25 protein-coding genes are annotated in these 21,372 nt (G+C 68.4%); 21 read left to right on the top strand and 4 right to left on the bottom strand.

Translation table 11 applies throughout. The annotated features are described in order from the left end of the window. The first annotated feature begins 35 nt into the window (after nt 1-35). From KK097_RS01330 to KK097_RS01305, 6 genes are all read left to right on the top strand, one after another. Entirely contained in the window at nt 36-647 is a 612-nt protein-coding gene (locus tag KK097_RS01330) for a DUF6197 family protein (RefSeq protein ID WP_214543434.1), read from the top strand. Continuing rightward, entirely contained in the window at nt 644-1,381 is a 738-nt protein-coding gene (locus KK097_RS01325) for a DinB family protein (RefSeq protein WP_214543433.1), read from the top strand. Before KK097_RS01330 ends, KK097_RS01325 begins: the two co-directional genes overlap by 4 nt. 208 nt (nt 1,382-1,589) lie before the next feature. After that, a complete protein-coding gene (locus tag KK097_RS01320; RefSeq protein WP_214543432.1) occupies nt 1,590-2,237 on the top strand; it encodes an ABC transporter permease in 648 nt (215 codons plus the stop codon). Beyond that, on the top strand, nt 2,224-3,495 hold the full coding sequence (locus KK097_RS01315; protein WP_017887899.1) for an ABC transporter ATP-binding protein: 1,272 nt from the start codon (nt 2,224-2,226) through the stop codon (nt 3,493-3,495). The genes KK097_RS01320 and KK097_RS01315 overlap by 14 nt, the downstream gene beginning before the upstream one ends. Next, the gene (locus tag KK097_RS01310; RefSeq protein WP_214543431.1) at nt 3,492-4,256 is read left to right on the top strand and encodes an ABC transporter permease; all 765 of its coding nucleotides are present in this window, start codon (nt 3,492-3,494) and stop codon (nt 4,254-4,256) included. The genes KK097_RS01315 and KK097_RS01310 overlap by 4 nt, the downstream gene beginning before the upstream one ends. Continuing rightward, complete coding sequence (locus KK097_RS01305) at nt 4,253-5,278, top strand: glycine betaine ABC transporter substrate-binding protein (protein WP_214543430.1); 1,026 nt, start codon at nt 4,253-4,255, stop codon at nt 5,276-5,278. The genes KK097_RS01310 and KK097_RS01305 overlap by 4 nt, the downstream gene beginning before the upstream one ends. 200 nt (nt 5,279-5,478) lie before the next feature. Here the strand turns inward: KK097_RS01305 and KK097_RS01300 are convergent, their stop codons facing one another. After that, nucleotides 5,479-6,108 (bottom strand): TetR/AcrR family transcriptional regulator, encoded by a 630-nt coding sequence (locus KK097_RS01300; RefSeq protein ID WP_214530625.1) that lies wholly within the window; start codon nt 6,106-6,108, stop codon nt 5,479-5,481. A gap of 80 nt (nt 6,109-6,188) precedes the next feature. Here KK097_RS01300 and KK097_RS01295 point away from each other — a divergent pair, with 80 nt between their 5' ends. Both KK097_RS01295 and KK097_RS01290 read left to right on the top strand, forming a co-directional pair. After that, a complete protein-coding gene (locus tag KK097_RS01295) occupies nt 6,189-6,917 on the top strand; it encodes an ABC transporter ATP-binding protein (RefSeq protein WP_214543429.1) in 729 nt (242 codons plus the stop codon). Next, a complete protein-coding gene (locus tag KK097_RS01290) occupies nt 6,914-8,191 on the top strand; it encodes an ABC transporter permease (RefSeq protein WP_214543428.1) in 1,278 nt (425 codons plus the stop codon). The genes KK097_RS01295 and KK097_RS01290 overlap by 4 nt, the downstream gene beginning before the upstream one ends. A gap of 298 nt (nt 8,192-8,489) precedes the next feature. Here the strand turns inward: KK097_RS01290 and KK097_RS01285 are convergent, their stop codons facing one another. Beyond that, complete coding sequence (locus tag KK097_RS01285; RefSeq protein WP_214530622.1) at nt 8,490-9,209, bottom strand: PD-(D/E)XK nuclease family protein; 720 nt, start codon at nt 9,207-9,209, stop codon at nt 8,490-8,492. A gap of 394 nt (nt 9,210-9,603) precedes the next feature. Then, nucleotides 9,604-10,320 (bottom strand): hypothetical protein, encoded by a 717-nt coding sequence (locus KK097_RS01280; protein ID WP_214543427.1) that lies wholly within the window; start codon nt 10,318-10,320, stop codon nt 9,604-9,606. A gap of 828 nt (nt 10,321-11,148) precedes the next feature. On the opposite strand from KK097_RS01280, the gene KK097_RS01275 reads away from it, so the two are divergent. The 11 genes from KK097_RS01275 (at nt 11,149) to KK097_RS01230 (ending at nt 19,130) form a co-directional block, all read left to right on the top strand. Continuing rightward, a complete protein-coding gene (locus KK097_RS01275; RefSeq protein ID WP_214530620.1) occupies nt 11,149-11,847 on the top strand; it encodes a hypothetical protein in 699 nt (232 codons plus the stop codon). A gap of 188 nt (nt 11,848-12,035) precedes the next feature. Further along, the gene (locus KK097_RS01270; RefSeq protein WP_214530619.1) at nt 12,036-12,401 is read left to right on the top strand and encodes a hypothetical protein; all 366 of its coding nucleotides are present in this window, start codon (nt 12,036-12,038) and stop codon (nt 12,399-12,401) included. Nucleotides 12,402-12,501: 100 nt separating this feature from the next. Beyond that, a complete protein-coding gene (locus tag KK097_RS01265) occupies nt 12,502-13,359 on the top strand; it encodes a hypothetical protein (RefSeq protein ID WP_214530618.1) in 858 nt (285 codons plus the stop codon). A 36-nt stretch (nt 13,360-13,395) separates the two neighbouring features. Continuing rightward, entirely contained in the window at nt 13,396-14,175 is a 780-nt protein-coding gene (locus tag KK097_RS01260; RefSeq protein ID WP_214543426.1) for a hypothetical protein, read from the top strand. Then, nucleotides 14,172-14,894 carry a hypothetical protein gene (locus tag KK097_RS01255; protein WP_214543425.1) on the top strand — a complete coding sequence of 241 codons (723 nt, stop codon included), beginning with the start codon at nt 14,172-14,174 and terminating at the stop codon, nt 14,892-14,894. Before KK097_RS01260 ends, KK097_RS01255 begins: the two co-directional genes overlap by 4 nt. Nucleotides 14,895-14,975: 81 nt before the next feature. Then, the gene (locus KK097_RS18280) at nt 14,976-15,107 is read left to right on the top strand and encodes a hypothetical protein (protein ID WP_284730993.1); all 132 of its coding nucleotides are present in this window, start codon (nt 14,976-14,978) and stop codon (nt 15,105-15,107) included. A gap of 27 nt (nt 15,108-15,134) precedes the next feature. Further along, entirely contained in the window at nt 15,135-15,662 is a 528-nt protein-coding gene (locus KK097_RS01250) for a GNAT family N-acetyltransferase (protein ID WP_214543424.1), read from the top strand. Between the two features lie 54 nt (nt 15,663-15,716). Beyond that, nucleotides 15,717-16,385 (top strand): hypothetical protein, encoded by a 669-nt coding sequence (locus KK097_RS01245; protein ID WP_214543423.1) that lies wholly within the window; start codon nt 15,717-15,719, stop codon nt 16,383-16,385. A gap of 118 nt (nt 16,386-16,503) precedes the next feature. Continuing rightward, complete coding sequence (locus KK097_RS01240) at nt 16,504-17,196, top strand: hypothetical protein (RefSeq protein WP_214543422.1); 693 nt, start codon at nt 16,504-16,506, stop codon at nt 17,194-17,196. A 39-nt stretch (nt 17,197-17,235) separates the two neighbouring features. After that, a complete protein-coding gene (locus KK097_RS01235) occupies nt 17,236-18,681 on the top strand; it encodes a phytoene desaturase family protein (protein WP_214543421.1) in 1,446 nt (481 codons plus the stop codon). A 5-nt stretch (nt 18,682-18,686) separates the two neighbouring features. Then, nucleotides 18,687-19,130 (top strand): SRPBCC family protein, encoded by a 444-nt coding sequence (locus KK097_RS01230; protein WP_214530613.1) that lies wholly within the window; start codon nt 18,687-18,689, stop codon nt 19,128-19,130. Between the two features lie 75 nt (nt 19,131-19,205). Here the strand turns inward: KK097_RS01230 and KK097_RS01225 are convergent, their stop codons facing one another. Beyond that, nucleotides 19,206-20,024, bottom strand: coding sequence for a shikimate 5-dehydrogenase (locus KK097_RS01225; protein WP_214543420.1), 819 nt, complete (start codon nt 20,022-20,024; stop codon nt 19,206-19,208). 79 nt (nt 20,025-20,103) lie between these two features. On the opposite strand from KK097_RS01225, the gene KK097_RS01220 reads away from it, so the two are divergent. After that, nucleotides 20,104-21,030, top strand: coding sequence for an NADP-dependent oxidoreductase (locus tag KK097_RS01220; protein ID WP_250896306.1), 927 nt, complete (start codon nt 20,104-20,106; stop codon nt 21,028-21,030). A 92-nt stretch (nt 21,031-21,122) separates the two neighbouring features. Beyond that, on the top strand, nt 21,123-21,317 hold the full coding sequence (locus KK097_RS01215; RefSeq protein WP_214530611.1) for a PspC domain-containing protein: 195 nt from the start codon (nt 21,123-21,125) through the stop codon (nt 21,315-21,317). Nucleotides 21,318-21,372: the final 55 nt, after the last annotated feature.

Raw genomic sequence — 21,372 nt, 5'->3', positions numbered from 1 at the left:
GCACCATCCGTGCACAGCCGATCGGAGGGGCCGCCATGACCCTCGAGCTCCGCGTCCAGCACGACGTCGCCACCGACGCCTCCCCCGTCCACGTCCGGCCCGAACGACGGGGACTCCGCGGTCTCCTCGACCGGCTCGCGGACCGTCGCGCCGCCGCACGCGCGCGTCGGGTCGACGACCGGGTCCGGGAACTCGCCGAACTCGTCCACCTGCTCTCCGACGCCCGCGCCGTCGTCGAACGCGGTTGGATCCAGCACGCCTGGTTCGCCTACCTCGACGAGCACGGCCGGGAGCGGAAGGCCTCGAGTGCCGCTGCGATGGACGTGCAGGGACGGCCGCTCGTCGGCGCCTGCCTGGTGGGGGCCGTCGTGTCCGCCGCCGGCGGGCCGCACGCGGTGCACGCGCCACGGGTGCAGCACGCGCTCGACGTCGTGTGGCACGCCCTCGCCCGCGACGAGGGCGAGCCCGTGCTGTGGTGCCCCGCGCCGGACATCCGGATGGGCCGCGTGCGTGACCTGACGAGCTGGAACGACGCCCCGGCACGCACCGGCGCCGAGGTCGCCGGGCTGCTGCTGACCGCCGAACGGGTCGCCGTGCAGGAGTCGACGCGCCTGCAGGAGCTCCGGGTGGCACGATCGGGGGCATGAGCGACGTCGAAGCGGTCCCCGAGGTGCACCCCGCGAGCACCAGCACCCTGGCCGCGAGCGGCAACGCCCTGCTGTCGGACGAAGGGTCCACGCGGAACCCCGACGCCGCGACGGTCGCGGACGGCGCGGTCACCGACGCCGCTGCCGCCGACGCCGCGGTGAAGCGGACGCTGCACCGGTACCTGCAGAAGCACCGTGCGGCCCTGCTGGCCAAGCTCGACGGGCTCGCGGAGCGGCAGGCCCGCTGGCCGGTGACGCCGACGGGGACGAACGTCCTCGGGCTGGTGAAGCACGTCGCCGGGGTCCAGGCCGGCTACTTCGGCGAGGTGTTCGGGCGGCCGTTGCCGGACCAGCCCGCCTGGCTCGAGTCGAAGGACGGCGAGGACATGTACGCCTCGCTCGACGAGACCATGGCCGACATCGTGGCCTTCCACCACCGGAGTGCCGCCCACGCCGACGCCACGATCGAGGCGCTCGACCTCACCGCCACCGGGACCGTGCCGTGGTGGCCGGAGGAGCACCGGGACGTCACGCTGCACCGCATCCTGGTGCACATGGCCTACGAGACCGCCCGGCACGCAGGCCACGCCGACATCGTGCGCGAGATGCTCGACGGCCTGGCGGGCGACGGCGACGGCAACCTGGCCGACAAGACCCCGGACGAGTGGGTCCGGTGGCGCGAGCAACTCGTCGACATCGCGGAGCGGGCCGGGTTGCGCAACCTCGACGCATAGCCGAGTGCGCTGGCCGATCGTTACCGTTCTCCCAGGCTCGGCAGGGTGAACCGGCCCTGACCAGGGGTTGTCTTCATCGCAACTGCGAGGGAAACCGCGGTCCTGACGGGGTTGCGTTGTACAACCGGTCCAGGTGTTGCATAGCTTTGGCCGAGCTCGTGCCCCGATCTGTGGGCAGTTCAGCCGACCGGAAGGGGAGCACCCACCCGTGTTCCAGTACGTCGTGGAGCGATGGAACCAGATCTGGTTCGCATCGTGGCAGCACTTCTCACTGGTCGTCCAGTGCGTCGTCCTCGCCACGGTCATCGCCGTGGTGCTCGCCACACTCGTCTACCGCAGCCCCCGCCTGACCTCGGTCGCGAACGGGGTGTCCGCCATCGGCCTCACCCTGCCGTCCTTCGCGGTCATCGGCCTGCTCATCGTCCCGCTCGGCTTCGGCGTCCTGCCGTCGGTCGTGACGGTCGTCTTCTTCGCCGCGCTGCCGATCCTGCGCAACGCGGTCGTCGGCCTCGCCGAGATCCCGCCTGCCGTCGTCGAGTCGGCGCGCGGCATCGGCATGGGGCGGTTCCGCACCCTGCTGCAGGTCGAACTGCCGATGGCGTGGCCGATCATCCTCAGCGGCGTCCGTGTGTCCGCGCAGATGGTGATGGGCATCGCCGCCATCGCCGCCTACGCGCTCGGCCCGGGACTCGGCGGCTTCATCTTCTCCGGGCTCTCCCGCCTCGGCGGCGCCAACGCGCTGTCCTCCGTCGTGGTCGGGGTGGTCGGCGTCGTCCTGCTCGCCCTCGTCCTCGACCTGCTCCTCCTCGGCCTCGGCCGCCTGACCATCTCGAGAGGTATCCGTGTCCAGCACTGACTCCGCCACCACCACCGCGCCCGACGGGGACGTCACCGGACGCAGCATCCTGCTCGACGAGGTCACGAAGCGGTACCCCGGGCAGTCGAAGCCCGCCGTCGACGGCATCACGCTCGAGATCCCGGCCGGCAAGATCGTCATGCTCGTCGGCCCGTCCGGTTGCGGCAAGACGACGACCCTCAAGATGATCAACCGCCTGATCGAGCCCACCCAGGGCCGGATCGTCGTCGGCGACGACGACGTCACCGGCATCGACGGCGACGAACTCCGCCGCCGCATGGGCTACGTGATCCAGGCCGGCGGACTCTTCCCGCACATGACCGTCGCGGCGAACATCGCGATCGTGCCGAAGATGCTCGGCTGGTCGAAGGAGAAGATCGCGGCGCGCGTCGACGAGCTGCTCGACCTGGTCTCGCTCGACCCCGACACCTACCGCGACCGGTTCCCCCGCGAACTCTCCGGTGGGCAGCAGCAGCGCGTCGGCGTGGCCCGTGCGCTCGCGGCGGACCCGCCCGTTCTGCTCATGGACGAGCCGTTCGGCGCCGTCGACCCGATCACCCGCCAGCGCCTGCAGGACGAGCTCCTGCGCATCCAGGAGGAGCTGCACAAGACGATCGTCATCGTCACGCACGACTTCGACGAGGCCGTGAAGCTCGGCGACTGGATCGTCATCTTCACCGAGGGCGCACACATCGTGCAGTACGACACCCCCGAGCGGATCCTGGCCGAGCCGGCGAACGAGTTCGTCGAGAACTTCATCGGTTCCGGCGCCGGCCTGAAGCAGCTCACGCTGAACCGCGTGCGCGACGTCGAGGTCGAGTCCGCTGTGACCTGCTCCCCGGGCGAAGAGGTCAAGGCCGTGCTGCAGCGGATGAACGAGGCCGGCGGGCACCAGCACGCCGTCGTCGTCGACCACCGCCAGCGTCCGATCGGGTGGCCCTCGCGCCGCCAGCTCGAGCGCCTCGACCGCATCCCCGACGGTGTCGAGCCCGGCCTGCCCGTCGTGGGCGAGGCCGCGACCCTCAACGACGCGCTCGACACCATGCTCGTCTCGAGCGCCGGCGCCGCACTGGTCACCGGTCGTCGTGACGCCTTCCGCGGGGTCATCACCGTCGAGACCGTGATGGAGGCGATCACCCGCTCCCGCGCGACCGCCGCCGGTGACCAGGCCTACACGCCGGTCGGCACGAACACGAACCCGATCGAGACCATGCCGTCGTCGCCGGTGTCGGCGATGCCCACCGGAGAAGACCTGTGAGCGCAGTCGCCGTCGCCGGCCCCGCCACCGGTGCGAGCACCTCGTGGAAGGGCCTGCTGTTCCAGCCGATCGCGATCCTGGTCGTCCTGGCCGGCTTCGCGGTGTGGCTCGCGACGGCGGACCTGACCCCGACGGAGCGCACGACGCTCAACCCGGCGGACATCCTCGCCCTGACCGGCCAGCACCTCGTGCTGACGCTCCAGTCGACGGTCCTGGTGCTCTTGATCGGCATCCCGCTCGGTGTCGTCCTCACCCGCGGGCCGCTGCGCCGGGCGAGCCCGTACGTCCTCGCCGTCGCGAACTTCGGGCAGGCGGCCCCGGCCGTCGGCCTCATCGTGCTGCTCGCCGCCTGGCTCGGCCTGAACAGCTCGTCGGCCGTCATCGCGCTCGTGCTCTACGCGATCCTGCCGGTCCTCCGGAACACCATGATCGGCGTGCAGAGCGTCGACGCGCGGCTGGTCGAGGCCGGTCGGGGCATGGGCATGAGCGCCTTCAGCGTGCTGATGCGCGTCGAACTGCCGCTCGCGGTGCCCGTGATGCTCTCGGGCATCCGGACCGCACTGGTGCTGCTCGTCGGCACGGCGAGCCTCGCCACCTTCGTCGGTGCGGGTGGCCTCGGCCTGCTCATCACCACGGGCGTGACGCTGTTCCTGCCGAAGGTGCTCATCGCCGGGGCGCTCCTGGTGGCCCTGCTCGCCCTCTCCATCGACTGGCTCGGCCGCGTGGTCGAGACGGTCGCACGACCGAAGGGACTCCGATGACCCGCCGCACCCGCAGCACCCGCCGCACCCGTACCCGGGTCGGAGCCGCCGCGTTCGTCGCCGGTGCCACCGCCCTCGTCCTGACCGGCTGCGGCCTGCAGCCCGCCACCTCGTTCGTGCCGGAGGCCGGTGCCGGCTCCATCCAGCGCATCGACGACCTGCCGGCCGACGCACACATCACCGTGACGTCGAAGAACTTCACCGAGCAGCTCGTGCTCGGCAAGATCGCCGTGCTCGCCGCCAAGGCCGCCGGGTTCGACGTCACCGACGAGACGAACGTGCCCGGCAGCGTCGCGGTCCGTGAGCTCATGACCTCACACGCGGCCGACTTCACGTACGAGTACACCGGCACCGCCTGGCTGACCTTCATGGGCCACGCGGAGGGGATCCCGGACAAGACCGAGCAGTGGACGGCGGTGAAGAAGGAGGACGCCGGCAACGGGCTGACCTGGCTCAATCCGGCGCCGATGAACAACACCTACGCGTTCGCGGTCCGCGACGAAGCGGTCAAGGAGCTCGGGGACGTCAAGACGCTCTCCGACATCACGAAGCTGCCGGTCGACCAGCGCACGTTCTGTGTCGAGTCGGAGTTCAACTCGCGTGCCGACGGCTTCAAGCCGATGCTCAAGAAGTACGGCTTGGAGCTCGGTGGATCGGGCGCGAACGGGGTGCCGAGCCGCAACGTCAGCATCCTCGACACCGGCACGGTCTACACGGCCACCGATCGCGGCAAGTGCAACTTCGGCGAGGTCTTCACGACCGACGGCCGCATCAAGTCGCTCGGGCTGACGGTGCTCGACGACGACCAGGGCTTCTTCCCGGCGTACAACGTCGCTCCGGTCATCGACTCGGAGACGCTCAAGGAGTACCCGCAGCTCGAGGGGATCTACGACCAGATCTCGCCGAAGCTCACCGACGCCGTGCTGCAGGAGCTGAACCGCCAGGTCGACGTCGAGGGGCGTGAGCCGGCCGACGTCGCCTTCGACTGGATGGTGAAGGAGGGCTTCATCACGAAGCCCTGACCGTTCTCGACGCACCCACCGACGGACGGGAGGCGCGGTGCCAGCCGGCACCGTCCCTCCAGGCACGGCCGTCACCCCGCTGGCGCGGTGTGCCGGTACCGGCTGGTGGGGCCCACCTCCAGGCACGGCCGTCACCCCGCTGGCGCGGTGTGCCGGTACCGGCTGGTGGGGCCCACCTCCCGTCCGTTCGTGGTCGCGTCTCAGGCCGCGGCGATGCGCGCTGCCGTGTCGCGGATCGACGCGACCACCGCGGCCCGCACCTGCTCCGGGTCGGACCCCTCGTGCCGGGCCGAGCTCCGCAACCCCGTCATGCACATGCCGAGCAGCATCTCCGCCGCCTGCGGGGTCGCGGCCTCGGGGCCCCAGGCCGGGTCGCGCTCGAGGATGGTGCGCACCGCGCCGGTCATCGCCTCGGCGACCGTGGTCATCCGCGCCACCTGCCGCCGCATCAGCTGGGGGAACCGCACGATGACCTCCTTGCGCTCGAGTCGCTCGTGCTCGTCACCGAACGACGACCCGAACACCAGGAACGCCAGGTCGACCACGGCCTGCGCCGCCGGTTCGCCCGCGACGGCTGCCAGGTGCGCCTCGAGGGTGGCGGGATCGAGGTCGAGCTCGGTGTGCCCGAGGACCGCGTCCTCCTTGCTCTCGAAGTAGTTGAAGAACGTCCGCGGGGACACGTCGGCGCGGGCGGCGATCTGCTCGATCGTGGTGCCGTCGACGCCCTGCTCGAGCGCCAGGGACCGAGCCGCGTCGGCGATGCGGTTGCGGGTCTCGATGCGCTTGCGGTCACGGAGACCGAGTTCGGACGGCGTCGCGGAGTCGGGCATGGCCCGACTGTAACCGGAACGTCACATGATCTACGGCAAACGCAAACTTGCAGTCGTGCACCGGACACTACGGTGAACCCATGACCACTCCCGTGCTCGAGGCCCGTGACCTCGCCAGGACCTACGGCCGCGGCGCGACGCGGTTCGACGCCCTCAAGGGGGTGTCGCTGGCGGTGCACCAGGGCGAGAGCCTGGCCATCGTCGGCAAGTCCGGCTCCGGCAAGTCGACGCTCATGCACCTGCTGGCGCTGCTGGACAAGCCGTCGGCCGGGCAGGTGCTGCTCGACGGCACCGACGCGGCGACGCTGGGCGCGCGACAGGTGAACCGCACCCGCAACAGCACCTTCGGGTTCGTGTTCCAGCAGTTCTTCCTGACGCCGAAGACCTCGGTGCTCGACAACGTCGTGCTCCCGCTCAAGATCGCCGGTGTCTCCGGCGCCGAGCGGAAGCGCCGGGGCATGGCGGCGCTCGACGCCCTCGGCCTGGCCGACAAGGCGAAGAACGACGCGAACGACCTGTCCGGTGGGCAGAAGCAGCGCGTGGTCATCGCCCGTGCGCTGGTCGGCGAGCCGAGCGTCATCTTCGCCGACGAGCCGACCGGCAACCTCGACACGAACACCGGGCAGGTGGTCGAGGACATGCTGTTCGGGCTGCAGCGCGAGCGGGGGATCACGCTCGTCGTGGTCACGCACGACGAAGAGCTCGCCGCACGTTGCGACCGCAGCGTGAACGTCCGCGACGGCCTGATCGTCGGCGGCTCGGACGACGCGGTCGACGCGTCGGCCACCCACGGAAGGCACTCCGCATGAACGTCCTCGACCTCCTGCGCACCGCGGTCGCCAACACCTTCCGCTCGAAGCTGCGCACGACCCTGACCGTCATCGCGATCTTCATCGGCGCGTTCACGATCACGCTCACCTCGGCCATCGGCACGGGCGTCAGCAACTACATCGACAGCCAGGTCTCCTCGATCGGTGACGACGGCACCCTCGTCGTCACGAAGGCCGTGGACAGCACCTCGACCGACAGCGGCCCGGCCAAGTACGACCCCGAGGCGTCCGGTCAGAGCGTCGACCGCGGGCCGGCGTCGTTCGCGTACCTGTCGCAGTCGGACATCGACGCCATCGAGAAGACCGACGGCATCACGAGCCTCCGCCCCGCGGTCGCCCTCGCGCCGAAGTACGCCGAGTACGGCGACCAGGGCAAGTACGTCGTCTCGCTCACGGCCAACGCCGGGGAGCTCGACGCCGACCTGGCGAGCGGGAAGCAGCTCGACGACCAGACCGACACCAACCAGGTGATGCTGCCGACCGACTACCTGAAGAACATGGGCCTCGGCAGCGCCTCCGCCGCCGTGGGCAAGGAGCTCACGTTCGCCGTCGACGACTACCAGGGCAAGGCGCACACGCTCACCGCCACGGTCGTCGGGGTGCAGAACGAGTCGCTGTTCGGCAGCGGAGCCGGTGCGAACGCCGCACTGACCGACGCGATGCAGGCCGCGCAGGAGATCGGCAAGCCCGACTCGATCGCGACGTCCTACGCAAGCGCCACCGCGACGCTCGACTCCGACGCCTCCGTCACCGCGGTCAAGAAGTCCCTGGCCGACGACGGGTACCTCGGCCAGACCATCCAGGACCAGCTCGGCCAGTTCCAGACGGTCATCAGCGGCATCGTGGGGGTCCTGAACGCCTTCGCGGTGATCGCCCTCATCGCCGCCGGCTTCGGCATCATCAACACCCTGCTCATGAGCGTGCAGGAGCGCACCCGCGAGATCGGCCTGATGAAGGCGATGGGCATGGGCGGCGGCAAGGTCTACACGCTGTTCTCGCTCGAGGCGGTGTTCATCGGGTTCCTCGGCAGCGCGATCGGGGCCGGGGCCGCGATCCTGCTCGGCACGGGCATCTCGAACGTCCTGGCCGGCACGCTGCTGAAGGACCTGCCGGGGCTGCAGATCATGCAGTTCGCGCCGGGATCGGTCGCGACGATCATCCTCGTCGTGATGTTCATCGCGTTCCTGGCGGGCACCCTGCCGGCACGACGAGCCGCACGGCAGAACCCGATCGAGGCGCTCCGGTACGAGTGACAGGCAGGGGTGCCTAGCGCCGGAACGCGAGGCCATCGCCCTGCACACGGAGCGGCTGCTCGGTCAGTTCGCGAAGGACCGCGCGCTGCCCTGCGCCGTCCGCGCGGACCACCGGGTCTTCATCGCTCGGCTACTGGGTGGACGCCGGACAGGAGGGCCGTGGTGTCGTCCGGCGGGCCACCACCGTGCTGATCGGGGTCGCCCGGGCGCGCGGGTTCGCACGGATGGAGATCAAGGTCCTCACCTTGCGCAAGCCCGACCCGCCCCAGCCACCGGACCACGACAGATGCGATCCGTGTCAGACCGCGATGTCCTGCCACGGCGACCAGTGACGTGTGGGCCGGCCCTTCGCTTGCCCCACGAACAGCAGCCGGCCACGCACGCGTCGACCGGTGCCCTCCATACCTACCCGAACCGCTTCGAGGTAGCGGTGCAGCTGCTCCGTATCGCGCTGGATGACCCACTCTGGCGGCTTAGCGTTGCCGAACTTGAGATCCACTACCTCAACATCGCCATCCGACCGGTAGATCAGCAGATCCGCACGCAAGTGCTCTGCATCTGGTGACAACACACCGTGAGTCCCAGCGATCGCGAACAGCGGCACCTCGCTCCACGCGTGGGTAAAGGGCTTTCCCGTAACTGAGCGTGTGCCGAATCGGACGGCCAACGCCTGCGCAGCGTTCGCAACCATCGGCCGCAACCCGTCCAATACCGCGTCCCGCTGGCTCGCAGAGAGCTTCCGCCACTCCGCGACGAACGAGTCAGCCCCATCGTTGGGGCCATCGACGTTCAACAGCCCCTGTGCGACGTGCCGCCGCGGCTCAGACGAGGGCTCCGCGGTCACCGCCCGGAGCGCTGCCTCGAGCACATCGACTGCGACATCCGTCTCACCTACGAAATGCTCGCCGTCATGGAAGAACTCGAACCGCTTCCCATACAGCGGCCTCACGAACGGCCAGAGCACCGCTCGGTGCGCCAGGATGCCCTTCATTGTGAACTCCGTGTGTCGATCCACCATGCCACCAACCTTGCACACACCCGCCGACACAGCGTTCGCGTTATCGAACTCCGTACCTACTGATGAGGCGTGAACTCCTGCCTCCGTCGAACCTTCGGAGCCCCACACCGCCCGGTGTACGGTTCAAAAACGGTCAACTACCTCGATGATCGGCGGAGACTAGACGAGGGGGATTGGGTCACCCTCTACAAAAAGTCAATGCGTAGGACGGCCCGGGAACACCTCTGCGGCTGACCGACTTCGCAGCGGGAGAAGAAGGGTACGCCACGGGCCGCCGGAACGTTTACAAGGATTCGTATGATTCGGATTCAGCGTTGCTGCGCCGTGGTGACGAATCGTTGGTAGAACCGACCTACAAGGGCGAATACCAGATCGACGACGACAGCATTAGCCGTCAGAAGTAGTCCGGCAAAAAGTGGAATTGCCGATAGCTCTTTCGGACGTTGAACCTGCCGCCATCGAGACGGCGCTGCACAAGCACAACGATGGTGTCGACGTCGTTCGGACGCATGCCCAGCGCGCGGCACTTTGCGCGGACCTGATCAGGCGAGACGCCGTCCCATCGGGACCTGCGGTTCATGAGATCCGCCTTGAGCTTGTCTTCCTCGTTCCACTTCAGCCCCGACGAGTAGCCCGCTGCCTGCGACGCGAGGTACTCGAGGATCCCATCGATGCCGTTCGGCAGAGCCTGCAGGGGGTCGGCCAGGATCGGCGCAGTCGGGTGTAGGCCATCGGCGAGCAGCCGCGTCGGTTGCGCATCCTCAATCCAGTCGTGGGTGTCCCGCTGACCGTGCTCAATGACCGCGAGGGCGTCCAGCTGTATGCCCCACAGTCCATTGAGGAGGTCCCGATCGGGCCAGGCGAGGAGGACGCGGCTTCGTGTGAGCGACCCTATCGAGAGACCACGCCACGACAGGTGCGTCACTCCAGCCGACGCCGCGAACGCTTTGACGACACCGCGAACGTCTTTCCGCGGTGTGACGACGACAACCGGGCCGCCCTTCTGCGCACGCAACCACGCGATTGCGCGGGCGTCGCGCGCGGCAGGGGTATCGCCTTCACTCACCTGCGACACCGCGGCGGGGTATGGATAGCTTTCGGTCGGCATCACGGCCCTCCCGGTCCCTGGGCACGCTACCGGCCCCCTCCGACATCCCTTCCCTTACCCTGCGAGCCCATTGCCTGATCGACTCGGAGGCCAAGGGTACGAGTCACGACAATGACCGCTCCCACGGCGATGACGCCCAACGGGACCCAGGAAAGGAGTCCTCCGTCGCCGCCGTGCAGGAAGCCAGTGATCAGCAGGCCGTAGAGGGCGGCCATGAGCGAGAGTGTTGAGAGCAGTTCACTTGTCAGCGTCTGTGATCGCCGTCCGATTACGCGGAGCACCACGAACTGAACCTCATCCGAGGCTCGGAGAAAACACCGCACGTCGTCGCGCGTGACATGGTGCGTCCGCCCCTTGGAAGGAGCGTTGCAACAGGCGCTATCCGCGACCATTCCCACGTCTTGCTCACCGCCCGTACGTCCTGCGATCGGCGACCGCGGTCACGGACTGGAGCTCGCCGACCTTGACCGTGGTCTGTGACTGCACGTTCAGGGCCGCGATCGGGCCGTCCACGTCGCCACCGCGCCCCCCCCAGGGCGAAGTCGCCGTAACAGGGAACGTGCCGCCCTTGGACGGGTGTTCGGCGGTCGTGTGGGCTGTGGCTCGCGGGGTGTCTGTGGCTGTTTGTGCTGCGGTGGTGGGGAATCGGGTTGCGACGGATTCGCCGTCGTGTGGGCTCCGGCATCAGCACAGAACTGCTGAACTGCTGAACACGTCACTGGACTACGGAAATACTCCACACACGGAGCTACAACACCCCCCACCGCGACAAGATGAGGGATGGCTATCTCTCTTAGTGCGCAGCACGAGGCCGGGCTTCGACACCTTGTGTTGCTCGAGTTCGCGACCGACCGTCATGTGGCCGCTGCCGCCGTGGCACAAGTCAGTCCCTTTCGTGGACTCGGACTGTCCGGCGTCTTCGGGCTTCACCACATCGCTGACGATTTAGTGGCGCTAGGCCTCGCGACGAGCGAGCGCGGCGGCTATGTACCCACGGATGCTGGACACCGGGCGCTCGCAAATATTGACGCCGCGACAGAGGCCGCCGCACGCCGCACGCCCGACAGTGCGCCGGTGGCCGTCATTGGCGTGGCACGAGAGCGTGTGTTCTACACCGCCATCCTCGGACAGCTCATCGACCTCACCGACGTGCTCGTCGTCGACCCGTACCTTGGCGCAGACGACGTGCAGGTACTCACGCGCATCACGTCGGTGTCCCGCGTCCTGACCGGACCCCGACCCGTGCGGGACCGCAACGAAAAGGACGAGACCTCACGACGCGACCACCTAGCACTCGCTGCGGGTAGCCGACCAGGCTTGGAGGTCCGGCTGACGACCGCGATCCACGATCGATACATGCTGCCGAGCGAGGGGGCCGGCCTCATGCTCGGCGCGTCCCTCGGCGGCTCCAAGGTGACCACCGCGGTCGAGCTCTCCGACGACACCACCGCGGAGCACCGGAGCACGTTCGACACGATCTGGGCCGGCGCCGACCCGGTGGATCCGATCATCATCCCGGCTAAGTACTGACCTGCTGAGATGAAGTCTTCGCCCGGGAGTCGGCGACTGAGCTCCCACGTAGCCATCCTGAACGAATCGAGGCATCTGATGCTGCTTCATAATGCGTGGGTCAGTATCTACAGGGTTCAGTGGCTACTGACCTGTGGCGCTGATGTGCCGGAGCTGGGGTGTCGGTGGGTGCTGGCACAATGCACCCTATGCCTTGGGAGTCGGTGGAATCGGAGTGCGTCGTGAAGCGCTGCTCGGAGCAGGCCACGCATTTGTGGGACGCGTACCTGGTCTGTGGCTTCCACGCGACTGCGTTGAGCGAGGGTGAGCTCTACGCGATCGAGGACATGAACGTGCTCCCCATGAACCTGCTGATGGGTCAGGATATGCCGCCAGAGGTCGTCAGCGTGCAGCTGCACCAGTCGATGAAGAGTACGCCGGTGGCCGTGTTGCAGGTTGGGCACGACGGTGTGCACGAGCGTGACATCACTTTGCGGATCAGTCTCGCGCAAGCCCGCGGGCTGGTCTTCATGCTCGAGCGGTGGGACACCCGGCCCGATAGTCAGCCCGAATAGCGCCCCGCACGTAGGGCACTGAGCACTGACCTGTGGGCGAAGACGACCGACAGAGCTAGGGACCCCGGCAGTTCCGGGGGTTGGAGGGACCAGGGGATCAATGTTCGAAGCGCGCAACGGGATCACCGACGACACAATCACCGCGCAAGAATTCGAGCACGCCGCCGATCGCCAAGCGATCGCTCTGCGCCTGACTTGCCTCGGCTGCGGTGCGGACGCGATGTTCCGACGCCAGTCGATCGATGGGCGCAAGGCGACGTTCTGGGCTCGTCATGCAAAGAGTGATTGCCTCTACGCATCGGGCGGTGCGGGCGACACCGAGTATCGGGCGCTCCAAGAGACCGAACCGAGAACTCCAGCCGAGAACGTGGTCAAGGTCCGCCCGGCCCAGCGCGGAGGGGCCGCGGCAATGGGTCCGCGCCTCGAGCATGATCCCGACGCTCCCCCAGCTGAGCCGGGAACGCGCAGCCGTCGCACCGCGCCTGGTGAGACTGCTACCGAAGCCATCCCGACTCAAGGGCTTCGTGCGATCCTGCGTTCGCTGATCCGCAACCCGAAATACCGCACCAGCTCGAAACAGCTCCTCTTGCCCGGACGCGACAAGGATTACACCCAGCTGGTTCGACGGGCTTGCGTGCGCACGCTCGACGTCACAACCGAGCATGTCGAACTGCCTCGGAGGCGGCTGTACTGGGGTGAGATCCGCTGGGCCGCCGCCGCCGGTGGCTCCTACTGGCTCAACACCGAACGCTGGGGCACCCTCACTGTGCGCGTCCCCCCGGATGCGATGGCGGACCTGCTCACGACCTACCGGCTCGACGACGTCGAAGACCTCATCGGTGCCCGTTTCATTGTCTACGGCTGGCTGAATACCAAGGACGATCGCTCGTTCGTGCACGTCAAGGACCCGGAGTGGTTCGACGTCCGGCTCCCTGCCGAAGATCCCGCGATCGCGTAGCGACGCTGAAGAATCATTCGATAGGAGCAACACTCAATGGACAAACCCCCGCCGACGTGGGACAAATTCAAGTCCGCTGTGCGCAAGATAGATCGTGACAGTTTGCTTGTGCATGCCGCTGCAACGAGCGCGTTGCTCGCGAGCGACGAAATACCCGAGGATTTGCGGCGCCGTGGCTTTACTCCGTGGAACGTGGCAGATGTGGCGCGGACAGCATTAGCTTGGGGACGGTTTCAGGCCAAGCGTGCCGACAGCGAAACCTTGCTCCGGCTCGCGAACATGAACGTCCAGATCACTGACGCACCGCCCGCGAAAATTGACCCCTCCGAACGACTAGCGCGGATCCTGGCGCGCATATTCTTCGAGCAATTCCCGTCACAACGCTCAGATCTAGCAGAGTTTGTGCGGACCATCCTCCTATTCGGCTCAGCAGCAGAGACGCCGCACAACTTCAATCCCGAGGCAATGACACAAGGGTGGTTCGAGAACGCCGCGGACGGGCTCACCCTCGATGAGTATGTCGAGTCCATATTTCTCATTTCTGTGGGCGCAATTAGTAACAACGGCCAGTTTGACCCCAGCTGGCTCGATGGCCCCCAGTTCAAGCCGATCGGAGACCTCGTTTCCCTCGAAGCCCTGGGAAACCGTTTAGAGACCGACTCCTCACAACAGTGGGCGGTTTCAAAGCGGCGAATAGAGCAAGTCAGGCGTCACTGCCTGACAATGAAAAGAAATTTGCCTTCAATCCGCTCGATGATAAGCCTTTCATCGCGGATGTTGCGGCCACGCCGATCACCCCTGCAGTTCACGCAGTGATCGCGAAAGCGCGACCGCCGGCGATTTACCATCTCGGGGTCGAGGCATATGGGGTAGCTTTCACCCGTGACCTCGGACACGTCTTCCAGCATTACACCGGGCGGCAGCTTGAACTCATCAGTGGTGATCGAACGGTCCTACCGGAGGTCCCCTACGGCCCGCGCAAGGAGCGCTTGGACTCTTGCGACTGGTTCCTCGATCTTCCTGACCTACTAGTTCTGATTGAGTGCAAAGCCCGGCAACCGATTGAATCACTTAGGACGGGCGGCGCCGATTGGCTGCAATCAGTTGAGGGAAGTATCGGTAAGGGCATCAGGCAGCTCAATCGTTCAAACGCTCATATTGACCGTATCAGCGATGCGTCGGAGGCCATCGACCGCACTAAGCGGCGCGTGGGACTTGTCGTGACTCTTGAGCCGTTTTATTTGAACCAAAACCGGTTCGTTTGGGATCGTTTAGGGGCGCGGGATCTGCCCATCGGCGTTATCTCGATCAGTGAACTCGAATCTCTGGTGTGCCTCGACGCGGAGGAGCTCGCACAGGTTCTGACGGACGCGGCCAACACAGCCGTCGAGGGGGCTCTTTTGCTGGTGGACGCTCTCAACACAGTGGCCGCTACCGATCGGGAGAATTCGCTGCTTGTCGAGACCTGGGATGCGGTTGGAATGTTCACCCGTTTGGATGGCGTCGCCGAATCACTCGGGTCATCACCTGAATAGTGCAGACACGTTCGGGATGAGAAACCGCAGAGCAGTCCTCCCTTGATGGGTGGAGGGGCGCTCTAGGGTGACGACTACGCCTTGTCGCAGTTCGCGCCGGGGTCCGTCGCCACGATCATCCTCGTCGTGATGTTCATCGCGTTCCTGGCGGGCACCCTGCCGGCACGACGAGCCGCTCGGCAGAACCCGATCGAGGCGCTCCGGTACGAGTGACAGGCAGGGGTGCCTAGTGTCTGGGCGGTGACGACGTTCGGACGCGACCTCGGTGACGGCTACGCGCTGACGCTGCGCGACCTGACGACGGTCGACCAGGTACTCGCACTGGTGCACGCCAACACCGATCGTCTGCGGGCCGCGGAGCCCTGGGCCTGGGATCCCCAGACCCGCGAGGCCATCGCCCTGCACACGGAGCGGCTGCTCGGCCAGTTCGCGATGGACCGCGCGCTGCCCTGCGTCATCCGCGCCCACGACCGGATCGTCGGGGTGGCCTCGCTGACGTTCGACCCGTACCTGGGACAGGCATCGCTCGGCTACTGGGTTGACGCCGGACAGGAGGGCCGGGGTGTCGCCCGGCGGGCCGCCACCGTCCTGATCGGGGTCGCCGGGGCGCGCGGCGTGGCACGCATGGAGATCCGGACGGCCGTCGACAACGTCCGGAGTCGCGGGCTCGCCGAGCGGCTCGGCTTCGCGCACGAGGGCACCCTGCGCGGCGCCCTGCCGCTCGGACCGGAGCGGGTCGACGTGGCGGTCTACGGCCTGCTGCTCTGAGCCAGCCCGCCCTCGTGCAGACGGACCGACACCGGTCGCCGGTATCGTCGGAGCATGGCCCTGTTCGGACGACGCAACCACGACGTGCGCGATCGACCCATCAGCCAGGTCGAACTGAAGCGGGCGGTCGACGAGGGCTTCCTCATCGCGAAGGCCGCCGTCACGATCGCGGTGGCCAACCGCATCATCACGAACGCCCTGCGCGACCAGGGGTACTTCGACCACGCGCTCATCGCCGAGGCCACGCGGCAGGAACTCCACCGCATGGCCGAGGAACAGCGGGGTGACGCCGAACGCATGCGCGCGATCCGGTCCACCTCGAGCAAGCAGAAGGGCCGCTCCCGCCACCAGCACGACTACCGGCGGGGCGACGATCTGAAGCTCCGGATGCGCGAGGCCACGTACGAGCAGCTCGCTACCATGCTCGACAAACGACGCGACGACCAGCACTTCGTCGACGGCATCGTCCTCGCCGCCCGGGCCCGGGCCTGGGACGACATCGGCACCACCGTCGTGGGTCGGCTGGGGTGGGCGCAGCGCCCGGCGGACGACTACGAGATCGGTCGCGACGACCGGCTGCAGCAGATGCTCGACGAGGACTTCGCCGAGCTGCTCGCCGAGCACCCGGTCGGCTCGACCCCGGTCGGCTCCGACGAGCCCGACGACGCGGACGGTGACCAGGACGAGTCCGACCCGGCCGATCCGGACGCGTCGCGCACCTGACCGGTACTTGATATACCGACTCGTCTTCGATACGCTCATCGAGTAACGCCCCAGGACCATTCGGCTCGCCGGACTCCTGGGGCGATTGCTGTGTCAGAGGGGTGCGACGAGGGGCGCGATGATCGATCCAGCCACGCTGCAGGCACTCCCGAGGCTGCTCAGCGCAGCGCGTTTCGGCCGTTACGCCGCTCGCTACGACGGCCGTACCGACCTCGCTGCCCGGCTCTACGCCTGGAACTCAGAGATCGCGTCGGCGTTCTGGGGTCCCGTCGGTTGCCTCGAAGTGTTCGTCCGGAATGCCCTCCACGACGAACTCCGCCGGGGGCGTCGGGACGACTGGTGGAACGACCCCGCAGTGCACCTGCTGGAACGCGAACGCAGAGCGGTCGACGACGCCACTCGAACCCTGCGTCGACGGGGCTTCTCCGATCCAGAACCGGATCAGGTGGTCGCTGCGACGAGCTTCGGTTTCTGGGTCGGCCTCACCGATGCGGGCATCCCCCGAGACCCGATCTGGAGCTACGAGACGACGCTCTGGCAGCCCCGGCTCGTGCACGCGTTCCCCGGCCTGGGGGCGGTCCGACGCAAGCAGCTGCACCGGCGACTCGATGCCGTGCGGAGATTCCGGAACCGGCTCGCTCACCACGAACCCATCCACAACGCGCCGTTGGCGGCCATCCGCGACGACATCGTCGCGATCGCCGGAGCGATCGATCCCGACGCAGCGGCCTTCATCACCGGTGCGCACCGTATCGACGACGTCCTGGCTCGGAAGCGGATGGCGGTGTCGACAGGCGCTTCGGTGATCTGACCGACACCACACGCAGTCACGAGTCCCTAGGCTCGGTGCATGGTTGATGCGGTGGTCGTCGGTGCCGGACCCAACGGGCTCGCGGCAGCGGTGACGCTCGCGCGCGCCGGGCTGTCGGTCGAGGTCGTCGAACGGAACGACACGATCGGCGGCGGCGCCCGCACGGCCGAGCTCACCCTGCCCGGCTTCCTGCACGACGTCTGCTCCGCCGTGCACCCGATGGCCCTGCAGTCCGAGTTCTTCCGGCTGTTCCGCATGGAGGAGCGCATCGAGCTCCGCCTGCCCGAGGTGCAGTACGGCCACCCGCTCGACGGCGGCCGCGCGGGCATCGCGTACCAGGACCTCGACCGCACCGCCGCTGAACTCGGTGTCGACGGACCGGCCTTCAAGCACCTGATGGCCCCGCTGTCCCGGAACGCCGACCAGGTCGCCGACTTCGCGACCGACGCGCTCCTGCACGTGCCGCGCCACCCCCTCACCGTGCTGCGGTTCGGTCTTCGGGCGCTCGAGCAGGGCACCGCCGCCTGGAACCTGCGCTTCCGTGGTGAGGCCGCGCCCGCGATGGTGTCCGGCGTCGCCGCACACTCGATCCAGCACCTGCCCTCGCTCTCCACCGCCGCGGCCGCCCTGTCGCTCGGCTCGTACGCGCACGCCCGCGGGTGGCCGGTGCCGATCGGCGGCAGCCAGGCGATCGTCGACGCGCTCGCCGCGGACCTCGTCGCGCACGGCGGTCGGATCGTCACGGGGCAGGAGGTCCGGTCGCTCGGCGACCTGACCCCGGCCAAGGCGGTGCTGTTCGACACGAGCGTCCCGGGCATGCTCCGGATCGCTGGCAAGCAGATCCCGACGCCGAAGCGCGGCGCACTCCGCCGCTTCCGGTTCGGCAACGCGGCGGCGAAGGTCGACTTCGCGCTGTCGGACCCGGTGCCGTGGACCAACGACGACCTCCGCCGCGCCGGGACGGTGCACATCGGCGGCACCCGGGCGGAGATCGCGGCAGCCGAACGCGCCGTCGCGCACGGGCAGCACGCCGAGCGCCCGTACGTGCTCGGCGCGGAGCCGACGGTGGTCGACCCGACCCGGGCCCCGAAGGGCAAGCACGTCTTCTGGGCCTACGCACACGTCCCCGCCGGGTCGGACGTCGACCCCACTGAGGCCGTCACCCGCCAGATCGAGCGCTTCGCGCCGGGGTTCCGCGACACGATCCTGTCGTCGAGCTCGCGCACGGCCGTGCAGATGGGCGAGTACAACCCGAACTACGTCGGCGGCGACATCGCCGCCGGTGCCGCGAGCTTCTGGCAGCTCGTCAAGCGGCCCGTCCTGTCCAGTGACCCGTGGCGGATGGGCGGTGGCATGTACCTGTGCTCCGAGTCGTCCGCCCCCGGCCCCGGTGTGCACGGCATGGCCGGGTGGCACGCCGCGAAGAGCGCACTCCGGCACACCTTCGGGTTGCCGGAGGACGTCGACCTCACCCCGGAAGGCTGAACCACATGGCGAAGAACGTCCGCATCCTGCACTGCCGCCCCGAAGCCGTCTTCGACGTGCTCGGTGACGGCTGGCTCTACACGACCTGGGTGGTCGGGGCCTCGCGCATGCGCCAGGAGGAGTCCGAGTGGCCCCAGGTCGGCGCCCGGCTGCACCACTCGTTCGGCGCGTGGCCGATCGTGATCAACGACGTCACCACCTCGCTCGTCTGGGATCCGCCCCGCCGCATGGTCATCCAGCCCCAGGGCTGGCCGATCGGTGAAGCCCGCGTCGAACTCACGGTCGAGCCGCACCGGCACGGCTGCAAGGTCACGATCGTGGAGAACGCCGTGGCCGGTCCCGGCTCGTACGTGCCCGACTTCCTCATGCAGCCGCTCATCTGGATCCGCAACCGCGAGACGCTCCGCCGCCTCGAGTGGGTGTCCGTCGGGCGCGCGGCCAACGCCTGAGACGTCCCAGCAGACGGACGGGAGGCCCGTGGCGGCGTCGCCACGGGCCTCCCGTCCGTCCTGTGGGTGCGTCGACTACTCAGCCCGCGAGAACTCGCTGGCGCGCGCCACCTGGTCGTCGGTCAGGGCGACGCCTGTGTACCGCTCGAACTGGCGCGCTGCCTGCAGGGCGATGACCTCGGCGCCGGTGATGACGTGCTTGCCGGCATCGCGGCCTGCGCGCACGAGCGGGGTCTCCGACGGGAACGCGACCACGTCGAAGACGGTGTGTGCCGCCTCGATCCGTTCCGGCGCGAAGGCGAGCGCGTCCTGCTGATCGCCGCGCATGCCGAGCGGGGTGACGTTGACCACCAGGTCCGTCTCCCCCGCCTCGCGTTCCTCGGCGACCCACTCGTAGCCGTACTGCGACGCGAGCGCCGGGCCGGTCTGCTCGTTCCGGGCGACGACCGTCAACCGGTCGAAGCCGGCACCGCGGAACGCCGCGGTGACGGCCTTGGCCATGCCGCCGGAACCACGCAGCAGCACGCGCGACGTGGGGTCGACCCGGTGGGAGCCGAGGAGCGCGGCGATCGCCTCGTAGTCGGTGTTCGACGCGGTGAGCACACCGTCGTCGTTCACGACCGTGTTGACCGACTGGATGGCGGCGGCGGAGTCCTCGATGTGGTCGACGAGCGGGATGATCGCCTCCTTGAAGGGCATCGACACCGAGCAGCCGCGGATCCCGAGCGCGCGGATGCCGGCGACGGCGCCCGGCAGGTCGGTCGTGGTGAACGCCTTGTACAGGAAGTTGAGCCCCAGCTCGTCGTACAGGAAGTTGTGGAACCGGGTGCCGATGTTGCTCGGTCGGGCGGCCAGCGACATGCAGACCCGCATGTCCTTGTTCAGGATGGGCATGTCCACAGTCTCCCACTCCCCCGCCGATGGAGCGGTCCACACGGACCGGTCGCGGCGCTCCGGGGTAGCGTCGGGGGTGATGACTGAGATCCCGGAGACCATGCGCGCTGTCCGCTTCGACGAGTGGGGTGACCGATCGGTCCTGCACGTCGCCGAGGTGCCCGTCCCCGAGGTGTCGCCCGGTCGGGTGCTCGTCCGCGTGCGCGCGGCGGGCATCAACCCCGGCGAGTCGGCGATCCGCCAGGGCGCGTTCGGCGGCGACCTCCCGTCCGGGCAGGGCACCGACTTCGCCGGCATCGTCGTGGCCGTCGGCGCCGAGGTCGACGGCGTCGACGAGGGCGAAGAGGTCATCGGCTGGTCGTGGGACCGTGCGAGCCAGGCCGAGTACGTCTCCGTGCCGGCCGTCCAGGTCGTGCAGAAGCCTCGCTTGCTCGACTGGACCGTCGCCGGCGGGCTCGACGTGGTCGCGACCACCGCGGCCGCCGCCGTCCGCGCCGTGGATCCGCGTCCCGGCGAGACCGTCGTGGTGTCCGGCGCCGCCGGTGGGGTGGGCGGCTTCGTCACCCAGCTGCTCGCGAACGAGGGCATCGACGTCATCGCCGTCGCGTCCGAGGCGAACCACGAGTGGCTCCGGTCCAAGCGTGCGCGGCCGGTCGCGTACGGCGACGGGCTGCAGGAGCGCATCACCGAACTCGCGACGAACGGCGTCGACGCGGTGATCGACACCCACGGCGCCGAGTACGTCCGGCTCGGCATCGCCCTCGGGGTACCGGTCGACCGCATCGAGACGATCATCGCGTTCGACGAGGCCGCCGAGGTCGGGGCGAAGACCTCGGGCAGCGCGGACACCGCCGACCCGGAGATCCTCGGGGCGCTCGCGCTCGAGGTCGCGAACGGCGCGATCGAGGTGCCCGTCGCCGCGACCTACCCGCTCGACCGCGTGCAGGACGCCTTCGCTGAGCTCGAGCAGGGCCACACCCGCGGCAAGATCGTCCTCATCCCCTGATCGTCCGCCCGGCGGACCCGGGGGTTTCCCCCACCACACTCGGGGTGCGCCCCGGATGCGCGGGGTCGGCGGGGTTGCGTAGCGTCGTCCCCATGAGCACACTCTCCCGTCCCCGCAACGGTCGTCTCCTCGCCGGTGTCTGCGCCGGTCTCGCCGACCGCTTCAACCTGTCCCGCACGCTGCTCCGGGTGGTCTGGGTCATCCTGAGCTTCTTCCCCGGACCGCTGTGGATCGCCTACGTCGTGCTGTGGTTCGTGATGCCGCCCGAGGGTGGCCGTCGGCGCTGAGTCCTTCCGCGCCGGGCGCTGGGCACCGCGCCGTCCGGACGGGTTAGTGTGGCCG

This window comes from Curtobacterium flaccumfaciens, from assembly GCF_018598405.1.
GTDB classification, from domain to species: Bacteria; Actinomycetota; Actinomycetes; order Actinomycetales; family Microbacteriaceae; genus Curtobacterium; species Curtobacterium aurantiacum.
Note: the sequence above shows the minus strand (reverse complement) of the source record. Positions and strands in the feature narration are given on the sequence as shown.

Coding starts and splice junctions, on each gene's coding strand:
- KK097_RS01330 (WP_214543434.1), top strand. CDS start 36: ATGACCCTCGAGCTCCGCGTCCAGCACGACGTCGCCACCGACGCCTCC.
- KK097_RS01325 (WP_214543433.1), top strand. CDS start 644: ATGAGCGACGTCGAAGCGGTCCCCGAGGTGCACCCCGCGAGCACCAGC.
- KK097_RS01305 (WP_214543430.1), top strand. CDS start 4,253: ATGACCCGCCGCACCCGCAGCACCCGCCGCACCCGTACCCGGGTCGGA.
- KK097_RS01300 (WP_214530625.1), bottom strand. CDS start 6,108: ATGCCCGACTCCGCGACGCCGTCCGAACTCGGTCTCCGTGACCGCAAG.
- KK097_RS01295 (WP_214543429.1), top strand. CDS start 6,189: ATGACCACTCCCGTGCTCGAGGCCCGTGACCTCGCCAGGACCTACGGC.
- KK097_RS01290 (WP_214543428.1), top strand. CDS start 6,914: ATGAACGTCCTCGACCTCCTGCGCACCGCGGTCGCCAACACCTTCCGC.
- KK097_RS01285 (WP_214530622.1), bottom strand. CDS start 9,209: ATGGTGGATCGACACACGGAGTTCACAATGAAGGGCATCCTGGCGCAC.
- KK097_RS01270 (WP_214530619.1), top strand. CDS start 12,036: ATGCCTTGGGAGTCGGTGGAATCGGAGTGCGTCGTGAAGCGCTGCTCG.
- KK097_RS01265 (WP_214530618.1), top strand. CDS start 12,502: ATGTTCGAAGCGCGCAACGGGATCACCGACGACACAATCACCGCGCAA.
- KK097_RS01260 (WP_214543426.1), top strand. CDS start 13,396: ATGGACAAACCCCCGCCGACGTGGGACAAATTCAAGTCCGCTGTGCGC.
- KK097_RS01245 (WP_214543423.1), top strand. CDS start 15,717: ATGGCCCTGTTCGGACGACGCAACCACGACGTGCGCGATCGACCCATC.
- KK097_RS01240 (WP_214543422.1), top strand. CDS start 16,504: ATGATCGATCCAGCCACGCTGCAGGCACTCCCGAGGCTGCTCAGCGCA.
- KK097_RS01235 (WP_214543421.1), top strand. CDS start 17,236: ATGGTTGATGCGGTGGTCGTCGGTGCCGGACCCAACGGGCTCGCGGCA.
- KK097_RS01230 (WP_214530613.1), top strand. CDS start 18,687: ATGGCGAAGAACGTCCGCATCCTGCACTGCCGCCCCGAAGCCGTCTTC.
- KK097_RS01225 (WP_214543420.1), bottom strand. CDS start 20,024: ATGCCCATCCTGAACAAGGACATGCGGGTCTGCATGTCGCTGGCCGCC.
- KK097_RS01220 (WP_250896306.1), top strand. CDS start 20,104: ATGACTGAGATCCCGGAGACCATGCGCGCTGTCCGCTTCGACGAGTGG.
- KK097_RS01215 (WP_214530611.1), top strand. CDS start 21,123: ATGAGCACACTCTCCCGTCCCCGCAACGGTCGTCTCCTCGCCGGTGTC.